The sequence below is a fragment of the Janthinobacterium saanense genome (assembly GCF_014200675.1).
Taxonomy (GTDB): Bacteria; Pseudomonadota; Gammaproteobacteria; order Burkholderiales; family Burkholderiaceae_D; genus Janthinobacterium.
The window spans coordinates 399,426-414,634 of the sequence record NZ_JACHCI010000004.1 but is presented as its reverse complement, the minus strand read 5'-3'; the positions used below and the strand labels follow the sequence as shown (position 1 = coordinate 414,634).

The window sequence follows — 15,209 nt, the reverse complement described above, 5'->3', positions numbered from 1 at the left end:
GCGCTATCCGACCAGGGTGGCCGCGCGCTGAAAAATGGAAACGCAATAATCCATCAGATAGCCAGACATCCAGCGTCCGGCCAGTATCAGGGCCAGCAAGGTCACCAGCAGGCGCGGCAAAAAGCTCAGGGTTTGCTCGTTGATCTGCGTGGCGGCCTGCACCAGCGCCACCACCAGGCCCGTCAGCAAACCGGGAACGACCAAAATCACCACCAGCAGCATGACGATGCGCAGCGCTTCAATAATCAGGTCAACGGCAACTTCAGGGGTCAGCATTCAATACGCCTGTATGCTGGTGACCAGCGTGTTGACGGTCAGGGTCCAGCCATCGACCAGCACGAACAGCAGCAGCTTGAACGGCAGCGAGATGACCAGCGGCGAGAGCATCATCATCCCCATCGCCATCAAGACGGACGCCACCACCAGGTCGATGATCAAAAAGGGAATGAACAGCATGCAGCCTATCTGGAAAGCCGTCTTGAGTTCGGACAAGACAAACGCCGCCAGCTTGACCGTGAAGCTATGGTCTTGCGGGCGCATGGTCGACGGCTCGCCGGCCAGGTGGGCGATCTGCGCCAGCGCAGCCTTGCTGGTCTGCGCCAGCATGAAGCGCGAAATCGGCACTTCGGCGATCTTCAAGGCTTCCTGCATGCCGATCTGGTCGCGGTCGTAAGGCACGAAGGCGTCTTTCCACACCTGGTCGCCAACCGGGCGCATCACCAGCAAGGTGAGGATCAGGGCGATGCCGGTAACGATACGGTTGGGCAAGCCCTGCTGCAGGCCCAGGGCCTGGCGCAGCAAGGACAATACGATCACGAAACGGGTAAAACTGGTCATCATCATGACCATCACCGGCAGCAAGCCGAGCAAGGTCATGACGACCAGCACTTGCGTCTTGACAGTCAGGTCGGTCTTCGCGCCGGGCACGATACCGCCCAATAAATCCTGCGCGCCAGCCGAGGCGCAGCACAGCATCAGCACAGGCGCGAGCAAGCCCGCCGCCAGCACTGCGCGGCGCCGGGTCACACCGGGTACCGCCAGCTTCATGCTGTCATCATGTCGAGATTGAGGCCGTCCAGGTCGATTACCTTCAGGCCGTAATTTTCGCCGGCCACTACCACTTCGGCACGGCCGATCGGCGTGCCATTGACCTTGATCACCAGCGGCTCGCCAGCCAGCATGTCGAGCTCGATCACGCTCTCGGGGCCGATGGCCATCAGCTCTTCGAGTGAAATGCGGGCCGAGCCCACTTCCAGCGTCAGGGTGACGGGAATCTTGCGCATCATTTGCGGAATGTCGCGCCGCGCACGGGTGCTGGAGACGTCGGCAACGTCGCCCTGGTCGATGATCATGTCATCGCCCAGGTCTTCCAGCAGGGTTTCGCTCTGGTTGGTATCGGTCATATTCATATTATTCGACATCTTCAAATGAGGTTAAACAGAGCTTGCCCTTGTGTTCGGAAACAGCGGCAGTAAATAAACGGGAATCATCGAGCATCACGTCGGTGCGGCTCAGGCTGACGGGTATCACGTCGCCCACGCGCAAATCAAACAAGGCGCCCAGTTGCACCTGCTTGCTGACCAAACGTCCTTCCAGCGTCACCTGCAGGCGCGACGCCAGCGGGCGCACGCTGCCGCGCAAGGCTTTCTTGGCCTGCGCGCGTTCAGGCAGCAAGCCACGCAGCACATCGGCCATCAGGCGTTTATCAAGCGAAAACCAGAAGGAACCGCTCTGCCCGGCATCGACGTCGCTCACGGACACCGTGACGATCCAGCTGCCGCGCGCCGGATGCACGCCCGACTGCGCCGTGCTGTCACTGGCGGCATCGCTGCCGGCCTTGCCGACGGCGTGCAGATTTTTGCTGATACGGCCAAACAGGCTGCTCACCAGTTGTTGCCCGAGCACCACAGCCAAACGCTCTTCGGTCGCCGTCACGCGCACCAGCGCAGGATCGGGCAGCGCACTCTTGGCGCCGGCAGCGCCACTACTACCATAGCGATAGTTGAGTACGCTTAAAAGTATTTGCCGCTCAAGGCTGAATCCCGCCTGGCCTGCGGACGAGGCAAAGCTCAGCCAGCGGTTGCTGCTGTCTTCCTGCTCAACGCGCGACAAGGTCACTGCGTCGATCTGGAAACTACCCCAGTAACGGCGGCTCATCGGCTGGCGCAGGGCCGCCGCCAAGTCATCGCGCAACTGCGCGCCGAACACATGCAGCAAATGGACAGGACGTCCAAGCAGACAGGAATCGAGGACTTGATGGCGTAAGGTTTGATCTGTCTTGGTAAGGGTTGTCATGTAATGGTCATGTCGGTATTGCGTTGGCAGAACAAATTATACGGATCGCCCGAAATTAAATACAGTAAATACATCATCTCCCGCCATTGCCGCCAGCTGAAAGCAGCTTGGAGCAAACGATTGCGCATCATGCAGCATGCTAGATGACTACGGTGCTGAACAATACAGGAAATCCTTAAATATTGCCATGTATCAATAGTCCTTGAGACAATACTCTCTTTACTTTATAGTTGCTTCGAGGTAAGCTTACAGCGACAAAATTCAGATTTGCAGTGCGCCATTCCACTTACCTGATTACCGTTTTTTATGGCAGTTTTTAAGTCCCGATAATTGCCACCTGTAGAACCCTCATCAGTTAATTATTCCTGGCCCTGGCCTTGCAAATAGTCTGTGCAATCGATCGCGTGATTTGCTTGAAAGACGTTCTCGCATAGTGTGGCGTGGCAATTAATAAAACTGATGGGTTCGGCATTGGACCAGGCATGGCGGCACGGTAATACTTGCGGCACGCTGGAACTGCAACACCAGTAATTCTGATTGATACGGCATCGCATATACATAGAGGGCAAGATGAGCAATGAACTCGCAGGTCTGATCAAGGCCGATCTGGCGGCATTAAGCAATGATGCGCGCGCACTCGGCAACAGTATCGCGCCGGCAGCCACCTTCGGCGCAGGAGAGCCATCGGGCTTCTCCTTTTCGCAAAGCATGAAAGACGCCGTCAACAAGGTCAACAACGATGACCGTCTGGCAGCGCAAAAAATGAGTGATGTCGATAGCGGCAAGAGCGACGACCTGGTCGGCGCCATGATGGCCAGCCAGGAAGCCAGTCTGTCCTTTTCCATGTTGATGCAAGTGCGCAACAAAGTCATGGGCGCCGTCGACGAATTGATCAAGCTGCCTTTGTAAGTAATATCCACAAGCGCCACGCCCAGATCCACGCCCAGCCTCACAGCGAAAGTTACCCCAAGTGATAACCACCATGAAGTCCGCCTTTGCGCGCTGGCGCCCTGGCGCCCAGCCCACCATCCCGCCCGCCTTGCTGAAGAACCTGGTTCCTATCGTCGTGCTCGCCATTGGCATCACCGCCATGGTGACCATGTATTTCTGGCGCGACCAGGCCAATTACAAGCCAGTGTTCGGCGCGCGCGAAAAAGTGGCGGTGACGGACATGATGGCAACCCTGGACGCCGAACATATTCCGTATCGTCTGCACCCCGATAGTGGCCAGGTACTGGTGCCCGACGCCATGCTGGGCCGCGTGCGCATGCTGCTGGCCTCGAAAGGCGTGACGGCGCAATTGCCGGCCGGCCTGGAATTGATGGACAAGAATGACCCGCTGGGCGTGTCGCAATTCGTGCAGGACGTGCGCTTCCGCCGCGGCCTGGAAGGCGAGCTGGCGCAAAGCATCATGACCATGGACGCGATCGCCTCGGCGCGCGTGCATCTGTCGATCGCCAAGTCGACCTCCTTCGTGGCCAGCGATGGCGACAAGTCGTCCGCCTCGATCGTGGTGGCGCTGAAACCGGGCCGTACCCTGGCGCCGGAACAGATCGCCGCCGTGATCAATATGGTGGCCGGCAGCGTGGCCAGCCTGGCGCCGACGCGCGTCAGCCTGGTCGACCAGGCCGGCAACCTGCTCTCTTCGCATATCGACCTCACCGATGGCTTCGACGCCTCGGCCGCCGGCAATGAAGCCGCCAAGCGCGTGCAGGATGAGATCCGCCGCAACGTCACCGGCTTGCTGGGACCCGTCCTCGGCGAAGACAATTTCAAATTGAGCGTGACGGCCGCCGTCGATAACGACCGGGTCGAAGAAACACTGGAAAAATACGGCGAAGCACCAAAGGTGACCAGCGAAGCGATGCGTGAAGAGCAGGAACGCAACCGCACCGTGGCCGGCATCCCGGGCAGCCTGTCGAACCGCCCTCCCGCAGCGGCCGTACCGGCCCCGACCGGCGCGCCTGCGGCCGCTGGCGACGCACCGAAGCCACCCGAAGATGGCAGCGCCCGCAAGAACGCCACCACGCGCCAGTACGCTTACGACCGCAGCATCACGCAAATCAAGCGCAGCCGTGGCCGCCTGGAAAAACTCAGCGTGGCCGTGGTGCTCAACAGCGCCGCCGCACCAAATCCAAAAACCGGCTGGACCGCGGCCGAGCTGGCAAATATCGAAAAGATGTTGCGCAGCGGCCTGGGCATCAACACCCAGCGCGGCGATAGCCTGAGCCTGACGGCACTGGCCTTCCCTGCCAAGCCGCCTGTGGCGCAATGGTGGGAAGAGCGCGATACCGTCGTCGATTTCAGCAGCTGGCTGCTGTATGCACTGGGCGCCGTACTCGGCTACTTCCTGATCCTGCGTCCCTTGATGCGCCTGCTGACGACGCGCCTGGCGCCGCCGGCCCTGAAACAGCTGGACCCAGCCCTGGCGCTGGCCGGCAATGGTGCGGCAGCGGGCGCCGATGGCGCAACCGCGCTGGGCGCCAATGGCTTGCCGGCACTGGAAAGTGCCGCTACCGCCGGCAGCATGCCGGTGGTGCCGCTGCTGGAAAACTACAACTTGCCGCCGCCCGGTTCGGACGTCGACGTGATGGTCGACCACCTGAAAGTGCTGGCGGAAAAAGAACCCGAGCGTGTCGCCGAAGTCGTCAAACAATGGATGCAGAAAAATGGCCGAACTCAACAACAATAATTTCCCTGACGCGCCTGAGTACGAAAGCGTCAGCCTGACCCCGGTCGAACAGGCGGCCATCGTGCTACTGAGCATAGGCGAGGAACAGGCGGCCGGCGTGCTGCGCTGCCTGTCGCGCGAAGAACTGCTGGAAGTGACGCAAGTGATGTCGCGCATGAGCGGCATCAAGGTCGAGGCCGTGAAAACGGCCATGCAAACCTTCTTCGACGATTACCGCCAGCAAAGCGGCGTGCACGGCGCCTCGCGCAGCTACCTGAAGCGCTCGCTGGACATGGCGCTGGGCAGCGACATCGCCAACAGCGTGCTGAACAATATTTATGGCGACGCCATCCGTCCGAAAATGGCGCGTTTGCAATGGGCTTCGCCAAAATGGCTGGCCGAATACATCGTCAACGAACACATACAGATGCAAGCGGTGTTCCTGGCCTTTTTGCCGCCAGCGCTGGCCGGCCAGATCCTCGACGCCCTGCCCGTCGAAGGCCGCGACCTGGTCTTGCTGAACCTGGCGCGCCTGGACGAGATCGACCGCGACCTGCTGATCGAACTCGATGAGCTGGTGGGCCGCTGCCTGGGCACGCTGGACACGCAAAGCACCAGCGTGGAAGGCATACGCCAGGCGGCCGAGATCCTGAACCGCATGCCGGGCAACCGCACCGCGCTGGTGGAACTGCTGCGCGCCCACGATCCGGACGTGGTGTCGGAAATCGAACTGAGCATGTACGACTTCCTGATCCTGGCCACGCAAAGCGATGTCACGCTCACGCGCATCCTGGAAGACGTGCCGATGGAACAGTGGGCGATTGCCCTCAAGGGTGCCGAACCGGCCGTGCGCGACGCCGTGCTGAAAACCATGCCGCGCCGCCAGGCGCAAAGCTTCGAAGACATGATGCGCCGCTCCGGCCCCGTGCCGCTGTCGCGCATCGAGCAGACGCGCCAGGAAATCATGGCCACCGTCAAGGGCCTGGCCGACGCCGGCGAAATCGAAGTACAACTGTTTGCCGAAGCGGTGATCGAATGAAGCACTTCCGCTCCTACCGTTTTCCGCCGCTGTCGCAATTCATCGCCGCCGGCCAGCGCACGGCCTCCGACGATACGGACGGCCAGTGGCAGGCGTCCGTCTCGGAAGGTTTTGAGCAAGGCCAGCGCGACGGCTATGAAGTGGGCCTGGTGCAAGGCCAGCAGGACGGCTATGACTCTGGCCACGGCGACGGCGTAGTACAAGGCCGCGAAGAAGGCCGCAATGAAACCCTGGTGGCGCTGGACAAGCTGGCGCGCCCGGTCGATGCGATTCTGCGCGACCTGAAAAAAGTGCGCGCCGATTACCGCGCCGCCCAGCGCAAGGAAGTGGTCGACCTGGTGGCCAAGGTGGCGCGCCAGGTGATCCGCGCCGAACTGGCGCTGCAACCGGTGCAACTGCTGGCACTGGTCGATGAAACCCTGGCCTCGATGCCGCCCACCCGCGAAGAAATCGACGTCTACCTCAATCCCGAAGAACTCAAACGCATCAGCGAACTCGATCCCAAGCGCGCCAAGCGCTGGAACCTGATCGCCGACGCGCGCCTGGACGCTGGCGAATGCCGCATCAAGGCGGGCGACAATGAAGTCGATGCAGGCTGCCACCAACGTTTGTCCGCCTGCATGGACCAGGTCAGCAGCCATCTGGCGCTGGCGGCCGAACACGCTGACCAGGGCGCGCCTGCATGATCGCCGACACGCTGCGCAGTTTCGAGATCGGTGAAATACCGGTCGCGACCCCCACCGGCCGCCTGGTCGGCGCTTCCGGCCTGCTGCTGGAAAGCGCCGGCTGCCGGCTGCACACGGGCCAGCGTTGCCAGATTGAAACAGTGAATGGCGAATGGCTCGATGCGCAAGTCGTGGGCTTCCGCGACAAGCTGTCCTACCTGATGCCGTTCAAAAAGGCCAGCGGCCTGACCACCGGCGCCAGAGTGCTGCCGCTGCCCGACAAGGCCAGCCTGCAGATCGGCCCGTCCTGGCTGGGCCGCATGGTCAATGGCCTGGGCGAACCGATCGATGAGCTGGGCCGCCTCGGTGGCGAGCACATCCTCGAGGTGACGCCGCCAAAAATCAATCCCCTGAAGAAACAGCCAGTGGTCGAAGCGCTGGACGTGGGCGTGCGGGCGATCAACAGCATGCTGACCCTGGGCAAAGGACAACGCGTGGGCCTGATGGCCGGTTCGGGCGTGGGAAAAAGCGTGCTGCTGGGCCTGATCACGCGCCAGACGGTGGCCGATGTGGTGGTGGTCGGCCTGATCGGCGAACGGGGTCGCGAAGTGCGCGAATTCGTGGAAAAATCGCTGGGCGAGGAAGGCTTGAAAAAAGCCGTGCTGGTGATTGCCCCGGCCGATGAATCGCCCCTGATGCGCATCATGGCCACCGAATTATGCCATTCGATCGCCGCCCATTACCGCGACCAGGGCAAGCACGTGCTGTTGCTGGTCGATTCGCTGACGCGCTACGCGATGGCCCTGCGCGAAGTGGCGCTGGCCCTGGGCGAACCGCCGGCCACGCGCGGTTATCCGCCATCGGTCTTTTCGAATTTGCCGCAACTGGTGGAAAGCGCCGGCAATGGCGCCCACCAGGATGGCAGCATGAGCGCCATTTATACCGTGCTGGCCGAGGGAGATGACCAGCAGGATCCGGTGGTCGATACGGCGCGGGCGATTCTTGACGGTCACATCGTGCTCACGCGCGAACTGGCCGAACGGGGCCACTACCCCGCCATCGATATCGCCGCCTCGATCAGCCGCTGCATGGCGCAAGTGATCACGCCCGAACACCAGCAGTCAGCGCGCGCATTGAAGGCCTCGATGGCCCGCCATGCGCGCGTGCGCGACCTGATCCCGCTGGGCGCCTACGTGCCTGGCGCGGACCCCGTCACCGACAAGGCGGTGCAACTGCATCCGCATATCGAGGCATTTTTGTGCCAGGGCACCAAGGAAGCGGCGCCGATGGCGCCGTGCATCGCACAACTTGAACAAATGATGGCGTAGACCACTCCATGAGCGATTCGCATACCATCCGCAACCTGACCACCCTGGTGGGCCTGCGCAGCACCGAGCTCGAACGCCTGCAAAGCGATATGGCGGCGCAAACGGCCGTGCGCGACCGCTACCAGAAAAACCTGGAGCGCCTGACAGGACTGTACACCGGTAGCGGCGCCAGCGGCGCCCTGCCGCTGGCCCTGTCTGTCAATTGCGGCGACTTCAAGCAAGCGGTAATGCAGCTGGCCGACCAGCATCGCACGGACTTGCATTTGCACGTAGCCAATATGGCTGTATCGCAGCGGGCCCTGAACACGGCCTGGGCCAAGCGCGAGGTGCTGGACCAGGTGCTGACGCAAAAACAGCAGCATGTTGCAAATGAGCAACGTCGGACTGATGCCAAGCGGCAGGATGAGCTGGCGACCCAATTCTGGTTCCGCGGGCAGGTAAAATGAGCTTTGTGTAAGTTTCTTCACGGAAAATTTCACAAAACGGGAATGGGGGTCGCCTTGTACCGGTATATCCCTTTCTTCTGGAGTCTGGCATGGCAAACGTAATTACTTCACCGACCTACGATCCAATCACCACGGCCAAGAATCTGGCGACCAATCTGGTCGCCGCGCAAAAGGCCGCGTTGACGGCGCAAAGCACGGACGCCACCAGTACTTCCGCCGCGCTGAACAGCCTGAAGTCGGCCATTTCGACATTCCAGTCGGCGATGTCGACCATGACATCGAATAAAAGCGTACTGAGCCAGGCAGCCACCTTCAGCAATACGGCGTATGGCACGGGCACGGCCGGTCCCAAGGCCCAGCCAGGTACGTATTCCTTTTTTGTCGAACAACTGGCCTCCGCTGCCCAGAATTCGTATGGCGGCCTGAACAACCTGGACGGCGCCAGCAACACCGGCACCCTGAAGATCCAGTTCGGGGGCACTGATACAGATGCACTCAATATCGATCTGTCCACCGTCGCCAAGAACCCGGATGGCACGCTGTCGCCGCAGGCAATCGCGGCGGCCATCAATGGCGACAGCAAGAACAACTCGCGCGTGACGGCGTCCATCATCACCATCGACGGCGAGACGCAACTGGTGCTGACATCGAATCTGACCGGCAAGGCTAACGCCGCCACCTTCGATACCAGCGGCCTGGCCGATGGCACGCTCAAATCAGCGCTGAGCAACAATGTCAAACCGCTGGTGGCGGCCGCTGACGCCGTAGTCTGGCTGGGCGGCCAGGGCACTGGCACCAAGATCACCCAGGCATCGAATACCTTCACCAACGTGACCGACGTGAAGATGACGTTCACCAAGGCCATGGCGGCCGGTGACGCACCGGTGACCGTCACGGTCGCCACGGACAGCACGACCACCATCGCCAATGTGCAAGCCTTCGTCGACGCTTATAACAAATTGAAGGGTTTGATGGATAGCCTGGCCGACCCTGGCGACCCGACCAAAAATGTGGCCCCAGGTATTTTCGCCCACGATTCCGGTCTCAATGCCTTGCGCTCGAGCATGAACGATGCATTGCGCGTGGGCATAGGCGGCGTATCGCTGGTGTCGTATGGCATCACGGCCCAGCGCGACGGCAGCATCGCCCTCGACAGCAAAAAACTGACGGCCAAGCTGGCGGCGGACCCTGCCAGCCTGGACAAAATCCTGGGCAATAACAACCTGGTCAACTCGTCTGGCGTGTTGGGCAAGCTCGATGCCGTGCTGGGCCAATGGAGCAATATCACCAACGGCCAGATCACGCAGCGACTGGCCGCAACGGATAATCTGCAGAAAACCTTAAGCAAAAGCATGGACAGGCTCAATGCACAGTACGACAACGCCTACAGCCGCTTTCTCGATCAATTCACGCGCCTGCAAGTGCTGCAAGAGCAAATGAGCAAGACTGCGGACATGTTCGACGCCATGTTCAGCAACGATAAATCCTAAGGCGGACTCGCCCGCAGCGCAGCCGCCTTTCAATAGCGACCATAGTGAGAAAAGAAACATGTTGAACAATGAAGCTTACGGCAGTTACCACGCCATCAATCTCGATGCCCAGACGGCCAGCGCCTCGCCGGTCGAACTGGTACTCGTGTTGACCGATGGTTTGCTGGAAGAACTGGCGCGCGCGCGCGGGCATATCGTCGGCAAACGCTATGAGCAAAAGGCCATCAGCCTGGACAAATGCACGCAAATCATCAATGGCTTGTCGAGCTCGCTCGATTTCGACAACGGCGGCGAAGTCGTCGTCAACCTGGCGCGCCTGTACGACTATTGCGTGGCGCGCCTGTACACGGCCGGCATCAAGCTCGACCCGGCCCTGATCGATGAAGTCACGACCCTGATGACCACCATCAAGCGCGGTTGGGTCGGCGTCCAGGCCAACAATGCCTAGGCGCGCCGCACTGCAGCAACTGAGCCGTCAATTCGCCCAGGCCAGTGCACAGGCGGATTGGGATGCACTGGGAAAACTGACGGCCATCCTGGCAAAAAACCTGCCTTTATTGGCCGCGCGCGGTGCGTGGAATGAAATAGAACAAACAGAATTGTTGCAATTGCGCAAAAATTACGCGCAAGCGGTTAAAATTTGCTCTGAAGAAAAAGAACGCCTGGGTCTGCACCTGGGCGCATTACAGGCAAATAAAGAAGGTTGGGTCGCTTACGCCGTTGTGGGCGAACTCGATCCGGACGGGAATCGAGCATGATAATTAACTTTAGCGCGGCCAGTTTCAGCGCAGCCAATTTTAGCGCGGCCAGTTCCAGCACCACGCCGGCTGCTCCTGCCGTCAACGCCAGTACGCCAGCGGCGCCGGTGGCGCCAGTGCCTGGCACATCCGGCAGTCCGGTGGCCGCCAGCCCTACCCCATCCAGGCCATCAGCCCCTGCCACGCTGTCGCTGTTTGCCCAGGTAATGAACCAGGCAACGGCGGGCAGCCAGGCCGGCGCTGCCACGAACGTGGTGGCCAATGTAGCGCCGGAGACGGACAAGGCGGCCAATGATGCGCACAAAGCCGATGACAAGACCGATGGCGTGCCAGCCGATATCGCGGCGGCGCTGGCAACCCAGACCGACAGCAGCCTGCCGGCCATGGCCGCGCCCGTGATCGCCCTGCCACTGCCCGTGCCGGCAGAAACGTCCGCGCCCGCCCCGGCGCAGTCACAAACGCAGTCGCAAACACCGACCCAGCTCAGCCTGGCGCAAACGAATCCCGCCCTCGTGCTCAGCATGCATCCGGCCGCAGTCACGCTCAATGCGGCTGCCGCGCCGGCAGGGCGCGACACGCGTGAGCCGCTGGCCGCCGCCAATCCGATTCCGTCGGACAAGAGTAGCGCGCCCTTCGACAGCTACGCGCTGCAGGGCAACGCCCGGTCGGCCGCAACGCCAACGCCAGCCGCCACTGCTCCCATCGCCGCAGCCACTCCCGGTGCACCTGCCGCACGCGATGGCGAGCGCGCCGCTGAGCCGGTCGCCTCCGCCACACCGAGCCAGGGTGTGACGGGCGCAGTAGCGAATGGCACACCGGCTAGCGACACGATCAAGCTGAACGGACCAGCACAGCAGTGGCAAGCGCCGCTGCGCGAAGCGCTGGGCGACCGCCTGCAGACGCAAGTGGGACGCAACGGTGAAACAGCCGTGATCCGCCTCGACCCGCCCATGCTGGGCCGCATCGATATTTCGATACGCCATATGGCAGGCAGCTTGCAGGTGAGTGTGACAGCCTCGAACACGGAAGTGCTGCGCCAGTTGCAAAACATTGGCGACAGCCTGCGCAGCGACCTGGCACAGCGCCAGTACACCGATGTGTCGGTCAATATCAGCGCCACGCCGCGCAGCCCCGCCGCACAGGCCTTTGCCGAAAACGATGCGCGCGGCCAGCGTCAGCCGGGCCGCCAGCAAGACGATAACGAACCGGGCCGCGCCCTCTCCGACGACGCCCCTGACAGTGCCACCTTCGCCATGCATGAGCGGGAACAATACTGATGAATATGAAAATCAAATTGATCGGCGGTTTCCTGCTGGTGGCCGTACTGGCCGCTGGCGCGGCTGGCGGCGCCATGTGGTATCTGGCCAAACCGGTGGGACCGCACGTCCCCGAGACGGCCGAAGCCAAGGCTCCGCCACCGCCGGCGACCGGCAAGAAAGCCCGCAAATTCTTGACGCTCGACAAGATCATCGTGATGCTGCGGCGCGCGCCCGGCGATGCCGAAACGCATTATCTGTCGGCCGACCTGGTGATTGCCACCACCGAAGAAAAAGAAAAGCTGACCAAGGACCACTTGCCGTTGATGCGTTCGATCGCCGTCAGCACCTTGTCGAGCTTTCCAGTGGACAAGGCGCAAAACATGACGGTGGAAGAGTACGCCGCACAGATCAACAAGGCCTTCAATGTCAGCTATGAGCGCGAACAGATGGAAAAGCCGTTTACCGAAGTCATGGTAGGCAAGCTGATCATTGAATAAGTCCACGCCAACACGCCAGCCGACCTAGTGGGAGACCCCGTGGCCTATGTAGAGCAATACCAGGAGGCGTATGGCGCGGATGAGTACGCCGCAACCAGCGCTGCCACGGCCATTTTCACCGTTGCAGAAGAGCAGCAGCATTTGCTGGCCTACTCGCCGTTGGTCAAACGCATCGTACGCCAGCTCAATTCGCAGGTGTCGGGCGCCATCGACCGCGACGACATGGAGCAGATCGGCTTGATGGGCCTGCTTGAAGCCCTGCGCCGTTACGGTGTGCCCGACCAGTCCTTCGGCAGCTACGCCAGCCTGCGCATCCGCGGCGCCATCCTCGATGAGCTGCGGCGCCAGGATTGGCGTCCGCGCGCGGTGCGCCAGGAAAGCCATCGCTTGCGCGACAACGTGCGGGCCCTGACGCGGCGCCTGGGGCGCGAGCCGCAGGAAGCGGAAATCATGGCGGCCCTGAAGCTGACGCCGGAAGCCTACCAGGAATACCAGCTGGCGGAAAACGCCGAGCTGATCGCCAGTTTCGACGAAGTGCTGCAAGAAAGCCTGGGCCAGGCCGATAGCGCACCGAGTCCGGAAGAACAGCTGATGGTGCGGCGCAGCCTGGAGCAAGCCCTGCGCGCACTCGATGAACGGGAACAGCGCGTGGTGCAGATGTATTACGAGTTTGAACTGAGCTACAAAGAAATTGCCGCCGTCCTGGACCTGAGCGACGCCCGCGTCTGCCAGTTGAACAAGACGGCGCTGGGCAAAATGAAAGCCATGCTGCAGGACGCATAAGGCGGACGCTAAAGCAGGCACCATCCATAAATTGATGCAGCACCACAATGACGCAGAAAGGCAGTTGACATGGTAATTATCGGTATCTTAATCGTGATGGGATGTGTATTCGGAGGCTTCGCCCTGATGGGCGGCACCGTCCACGCGATCTGGCAACCGGTCGAGTTGATCATCATCATCGGCGCCGCCGTCGGCGCCCTGGTGCTGGGCAATCCCAAGCATGTGCTGGCAGAAATGCTGCACCAGATGCGCAAGATCGTCACGCACAAGAAGCAAGGCTCGGAATTCCAGCGCCAGTTGCTGCTGCTGATGTACGAATTGCTGCAAACGGCGGCCGGCGGCCTGAAGGCGCTCGACGCCCACGTCGAGGCGCCGCGTGAAAGCACCCTCTTCCAGCGCTACCCGCTGGTGCTGGAAGAGCCGAAACTGCTGGCCTTCATCGTCGACAATTTCCGTTTGATGGCGATGGGCAAGATCAACGCGCATGAACTCGAAGGCGTGCTGGAACAGGAACTCGAAGCCATCCATGACGAATTGCTGCAACCGTCCAAATCCTTGCACAAGATCGCCGAAGCGATGCCTGGCTTCGGTATTCTGGCAGCCGTGCTCGGTATCGTGATGGCCATGAATTCGGTGGCCGATGGCGCCGATGCGGCGGAAATTTCGGAAAAAGTGGGCGCCGCCATGGTCGGTACCTTTATCGGCATCTTCTTTTGCTACGGCGTGCTCGATCCGATGTGCAATATGATGAAACAGCTGGTCGGCGAAGAAGGGTCGACCATGGAATGCGTGAAAGTGGTACTGGTCACGCACGTGGCAGGCAAACCGCCCCTGCTGGCGATCGATGCCGGCCGCCGCCTGGTACAGCTGAACATCAAGCCTAGCTTCGCCCAGCTCGAAAGCTGGATCAATGCGCTCGAAGACGGTGGCGCGGAACAAGAGCAAGGCCAAGGCCGGGGAGGCCGCCGTGCTAAAGCCGCATGAGAAACATGAACAGGCCATCATCAAGCGCGCCGGACGCAAGCACGACGACGATGGTCATGGCGGCGCCTGGAAAGTAGCGTTTGCCGACTTTTGCCTGGCCCTGCTGTCGCTATTCCTGGTGCTGTGGCTGATGGCGGCGCGCGAGCAACAGGCGATGAAGGAAATCATGATGGACGCCACGGCCGGCAGCCGCCAGGGCGAAGGCCAGGGCGTCATGCCGGAACAGAAAGGCGGCCCGCGCGGCAGCCTGATCGAACGTTTCCCGATGCCACGCAAAGGCATGGGCGACACGCGTACGGAAGGCAACAAGTCACAGGATGGCAAGGCCGGCACGGCGCAAGCGCAGCCAAAAAAGAATTACCAGACGCCAGAAGACCTGTTAACACTGTCGCGTGCGCTCGACAAGCTCAGCGAAGAAGCTGGCTTGAAAAGCAATCTGCAATCGGTAATCACGCCGTATGGCTTGCGCGTCATGCTGCACGACACGGACAAGCAAGGCATGTTCGTGCGCGGCAGCGCCGTGCCGACCGACCGCTTCCGCAAATTGCTGCGTGAAATGGGCCCCGTGTTTGCGCAAATGGAAAACCAGATGCTTATCGTTGGCCATACGGATTCCATGCAATACGCCAACACCGGCTATGAAGGCTATTCGAACTGGACCCTGTCGGCCAACCGCGCCATGTCGGCGCGCGCGCAGTTGTTGATCGGCAGCATGAATCCGGACAGCGTGCTGCAAGTGGTGGGCATGGCCGACCGCGCGCCGCTGGACGTGAAAAATGCCGGCGCCGGCATCAACCGCCGCATCGAACTGTTAATATTGACGCGCGGCCAGGCCGACAGCATCGCCGCCATGTTCGGCATGGCAGGCCAGAAAGGCCACGGCGACGACCTTGAAGTGGCCGAGCCCGACTCGGCAACCCTGCAGCGCCTGCGCGACAAGCTGGGCCTGCCGGCCAGGAAGGATCGGGGCGAAAATGCAAATTAAAGGCAAGGG

Annotated in this window: 18 protein-coding genes; 14 read left to right on the top strand and 4 right to left on the bottom strand. The window is 61.3% G+C overall.

Going from position 1 to position 15,209, the window contains the following annotated elements; genetic code table 11:
• Positions 1 to 3: 3 nt before the first annotated feature.
• From fliQ to HDE72_RS09050, 4 genes are read right to left on the bottom strand one after another with little or no spacing between them, the layout of a single operon-like run.
• Entirely contained in the window at positions 4 to 276 is a 273-nt protein-coding gene (gene fliQ, locus HDE72_RS09065) for a flagellar biosynthesis protein FliQ (RefSeq protein ID WP_300758155.1), read from the bottom strand.
• Positions 277 to 1,047 (bottom strand): flagellar type III secretion system pore protein FliP, encoded by a 771-nt coding sequence (gene fliP, locus HDE72_RS09060; RefSeq protein WP_183739172.1) that lies wholly within the window; start codon positions 1,045 to 1,047, stop codon positions 277 to 279.
• A complete protein-coding gene (locus HDE72_RS09055) occupies positions 1,044 to 1,409 on the bottom strand; it encodes a FliM/FliN family flagellar motor switch protein (RefSeq protein ID WP_183739169.1) in 366 nt (121 codons plus the stop codon). The genes fliP and HDE72_RS09055 overlap by 4 nt, the downstream gene beginning before the upstream one ends.
• A gap of 1 nt (position 1,410) precedes the next feature.
• Positions 1,411 to 2,295 carry a FliM/FliN family flagellar motor switch protein gene (locus HDE72_RS09050; protein ID WP_183739166.1) on the bottom strand — a complete coding sequence of 295 codons (885 nt, stop codon included), beginning with the start codon at positions 2,293 to 2,295 and terminating at the stop codon, positions 1,411 to 1,413.
• A 570-nt stretch (positions 2,296 to 2,865) separates the two neighbouring features.
• On the opposite strand from HDE72_RS09050, the gene HDE72_RS09045 reads away from it, so the two are divergent.
• From HDE72_RS09045 to HDE72_RS08980, 14 genes are all read left to right on the top strand, one after another.
• Positions 2,866 to 3,204, top strand: coding sequence for a flagellar hook-basal body complex protein FliE (locus tag HDE72_RS09045; protein WP_183739163.1), 339 nt, complete (start codon positions 2,866 to 2,868; stop codon positions 3,202 to 3,204).
• Between the two features lie 73 nt (positions 3,205 to 3,277).
• Positions 3,278 to 4,987 (top strand): flagellar basal-body MS-ring/collar protein FliF, encoded by a 1,710-nt coding sequence (fliF, locus tag HDE72_RS09040; protein WP_183739160.1) that lies wholly within the window; start codon positions 3,278 to 3,280, stop codon positions 4,985 to 4,987.
• Complete coding sequence (locus HDE72_RS09035; protein ID WP_183739157.1) at positions 4,965 to 6,005, top strand: flagellar motor switch protein FliG; 1,041 nt, start codon at positions 4,965 to 4,967, stop codon at positions 6,003 to 6,005. Before fliF ends, HDE72_RS09035 begins: the two co-directional genes overlap by 23 nt.
• Entirely contained in the window at positions 6,002 to 6,691 is a 690-nt protein-coding gene (gene fliH / locus HDE72_RS09030) for a flagellar assembly protein FliH (RefSeq protein WP_183739154.1), read from the top strand. The genes HDE72_RS09035 and fliH overlap by 4 nt, the downstream gene beginning before the upstream one ends.
• Complete coding sequence (gene fliI / locus HDE72_RS09025) at positions 6,688 to 7,998, top strand: flagellar protein export ATPase FliI (protein WP_183739151.1); 1,311 nt, start codon at positions 6,688 to 6,690, stop codon at positions 7,996 to 7,998. The genes fliH and fliI overlap by 4 nt, the downstream gene beginning before the upstream one ends.
• An 8-nt stretch (positions 7,999 to 8,006) precedes the next feature.
• Positions 8,007 to 8,444: a flagellar export protein FliJ gene (locus tag HDE72_RS09020; RefSeq protein WP_183739148.1), complete on the top strand. Its 438-nt coding sequence runs from the start codon at positions 8,007 to 8,009 to the stop codon at positions 8,442 to 8,444.
• Positions 8,445 to 8,533: 89 nt separating this feature from the next.
• Complete coding sequence (gene fliD, locus HDE72_RS09015) at positions 8,534 to 9,934, top strand: flagellar filament capping protein FliD (RefSeq protein ID WP_183739145.1); 1,401 nt, start codon at positions 8,534 to 8,536, stop codon at positions 9,932 to 9,934.
• 58 nt (positions 9,935 to 9,992) lie between these two features.
• Positions 9,993 to 10,382, top strand: coding sequence for a flagellar export chaperone FliS (gene fliS / locus HDE72_RS09010; RefSeq protein ID WP_183739142.1), 390 nt, complete (start codon positions 9,993 to 9,995; stop codon positions 10,380 to 10,382).
• Positions 10,375 to 10,692, top strand: coding sequence for a hypothetical protein (locus HDE72_RS09005; protein WP_183739139.1), 318 nt, complete (start codon positions 10,375 to 10,377; stop codon positions 10,690 to 10,692). Before fliS ends, HDE72_RS09005 begins: the two co-directional genes overlap by 8 nt.
• Entirely contained in the window at positions 10,689 to 11,969 is a 1,281-nt protein-coding gene (locus tag HDE72_RS09000) for a flagellar hook-length control protein FliK (RefSeq protein ID WP_183739136.1), read from the top strand. The genes HDE72_RS09005 and HDE72_RS09000 overlap by 4 nt, the downstream gene beginning before the upstream one ends.
• The gene (locus tag HDE72_RS08995) at positions 11,969 to 12,448 is read left to right on the top strand and encodes a flagellar basal body-associated FliL family protein (protein ID WP_183739133.1); all 480 of its coding nucleotides are present in this window, start codon (positions 11,969 to 11,971) and stop codon (positions 12,446 to 12,448) included. The genes HDE72_RS09000 and HDE72_RS08995 overlap by 1 nt, the downstream gene beginning before the upstream one ends.
• Positions 12,449 to 12,487: 39 nt before the next feature.
• Entirely contained in the window at positions 12,488 to 13,231 is a 744-nt protein-coding gene (locus HDE72_RS08990) for a FliA/WhiG family RNA polymerase sigma factor (protein WP_183739130.1), read from the top strand.
• A 69-nt stretch (positions 13,232 to 13,300) separates the two neighbouring features.
• On the top strand, positions 13,301 to 14,215 hold the full coding sequence (motA, locus tag HDE72_RS08985) for a flagellar motor stator protein MotA (RefSeq protein WP_183739127.1): 915 nt from the start codon (positions 13,301 to 13,303) through the stop codon (positions 14,213 to 14,215).
• Positions 14,199 to 15,200 (top strand): flagellar motor protein MotB, encoded by a 1,002-nt coding sequence (locus tag HDE72_RS08980; RefSeq protein ID WP_311735275.1) that lies wholly within the window; start codon positions 14,199 to 14,201, stop codon positions 15,198 to 15,200. Before motA ends, HDE72_RS08980 begins: the two co-directional genes overlap by 17 nt.
• The last annotated feature ends 9 nt before the right edge of the window (positions 15,201 to 15,209 follow it).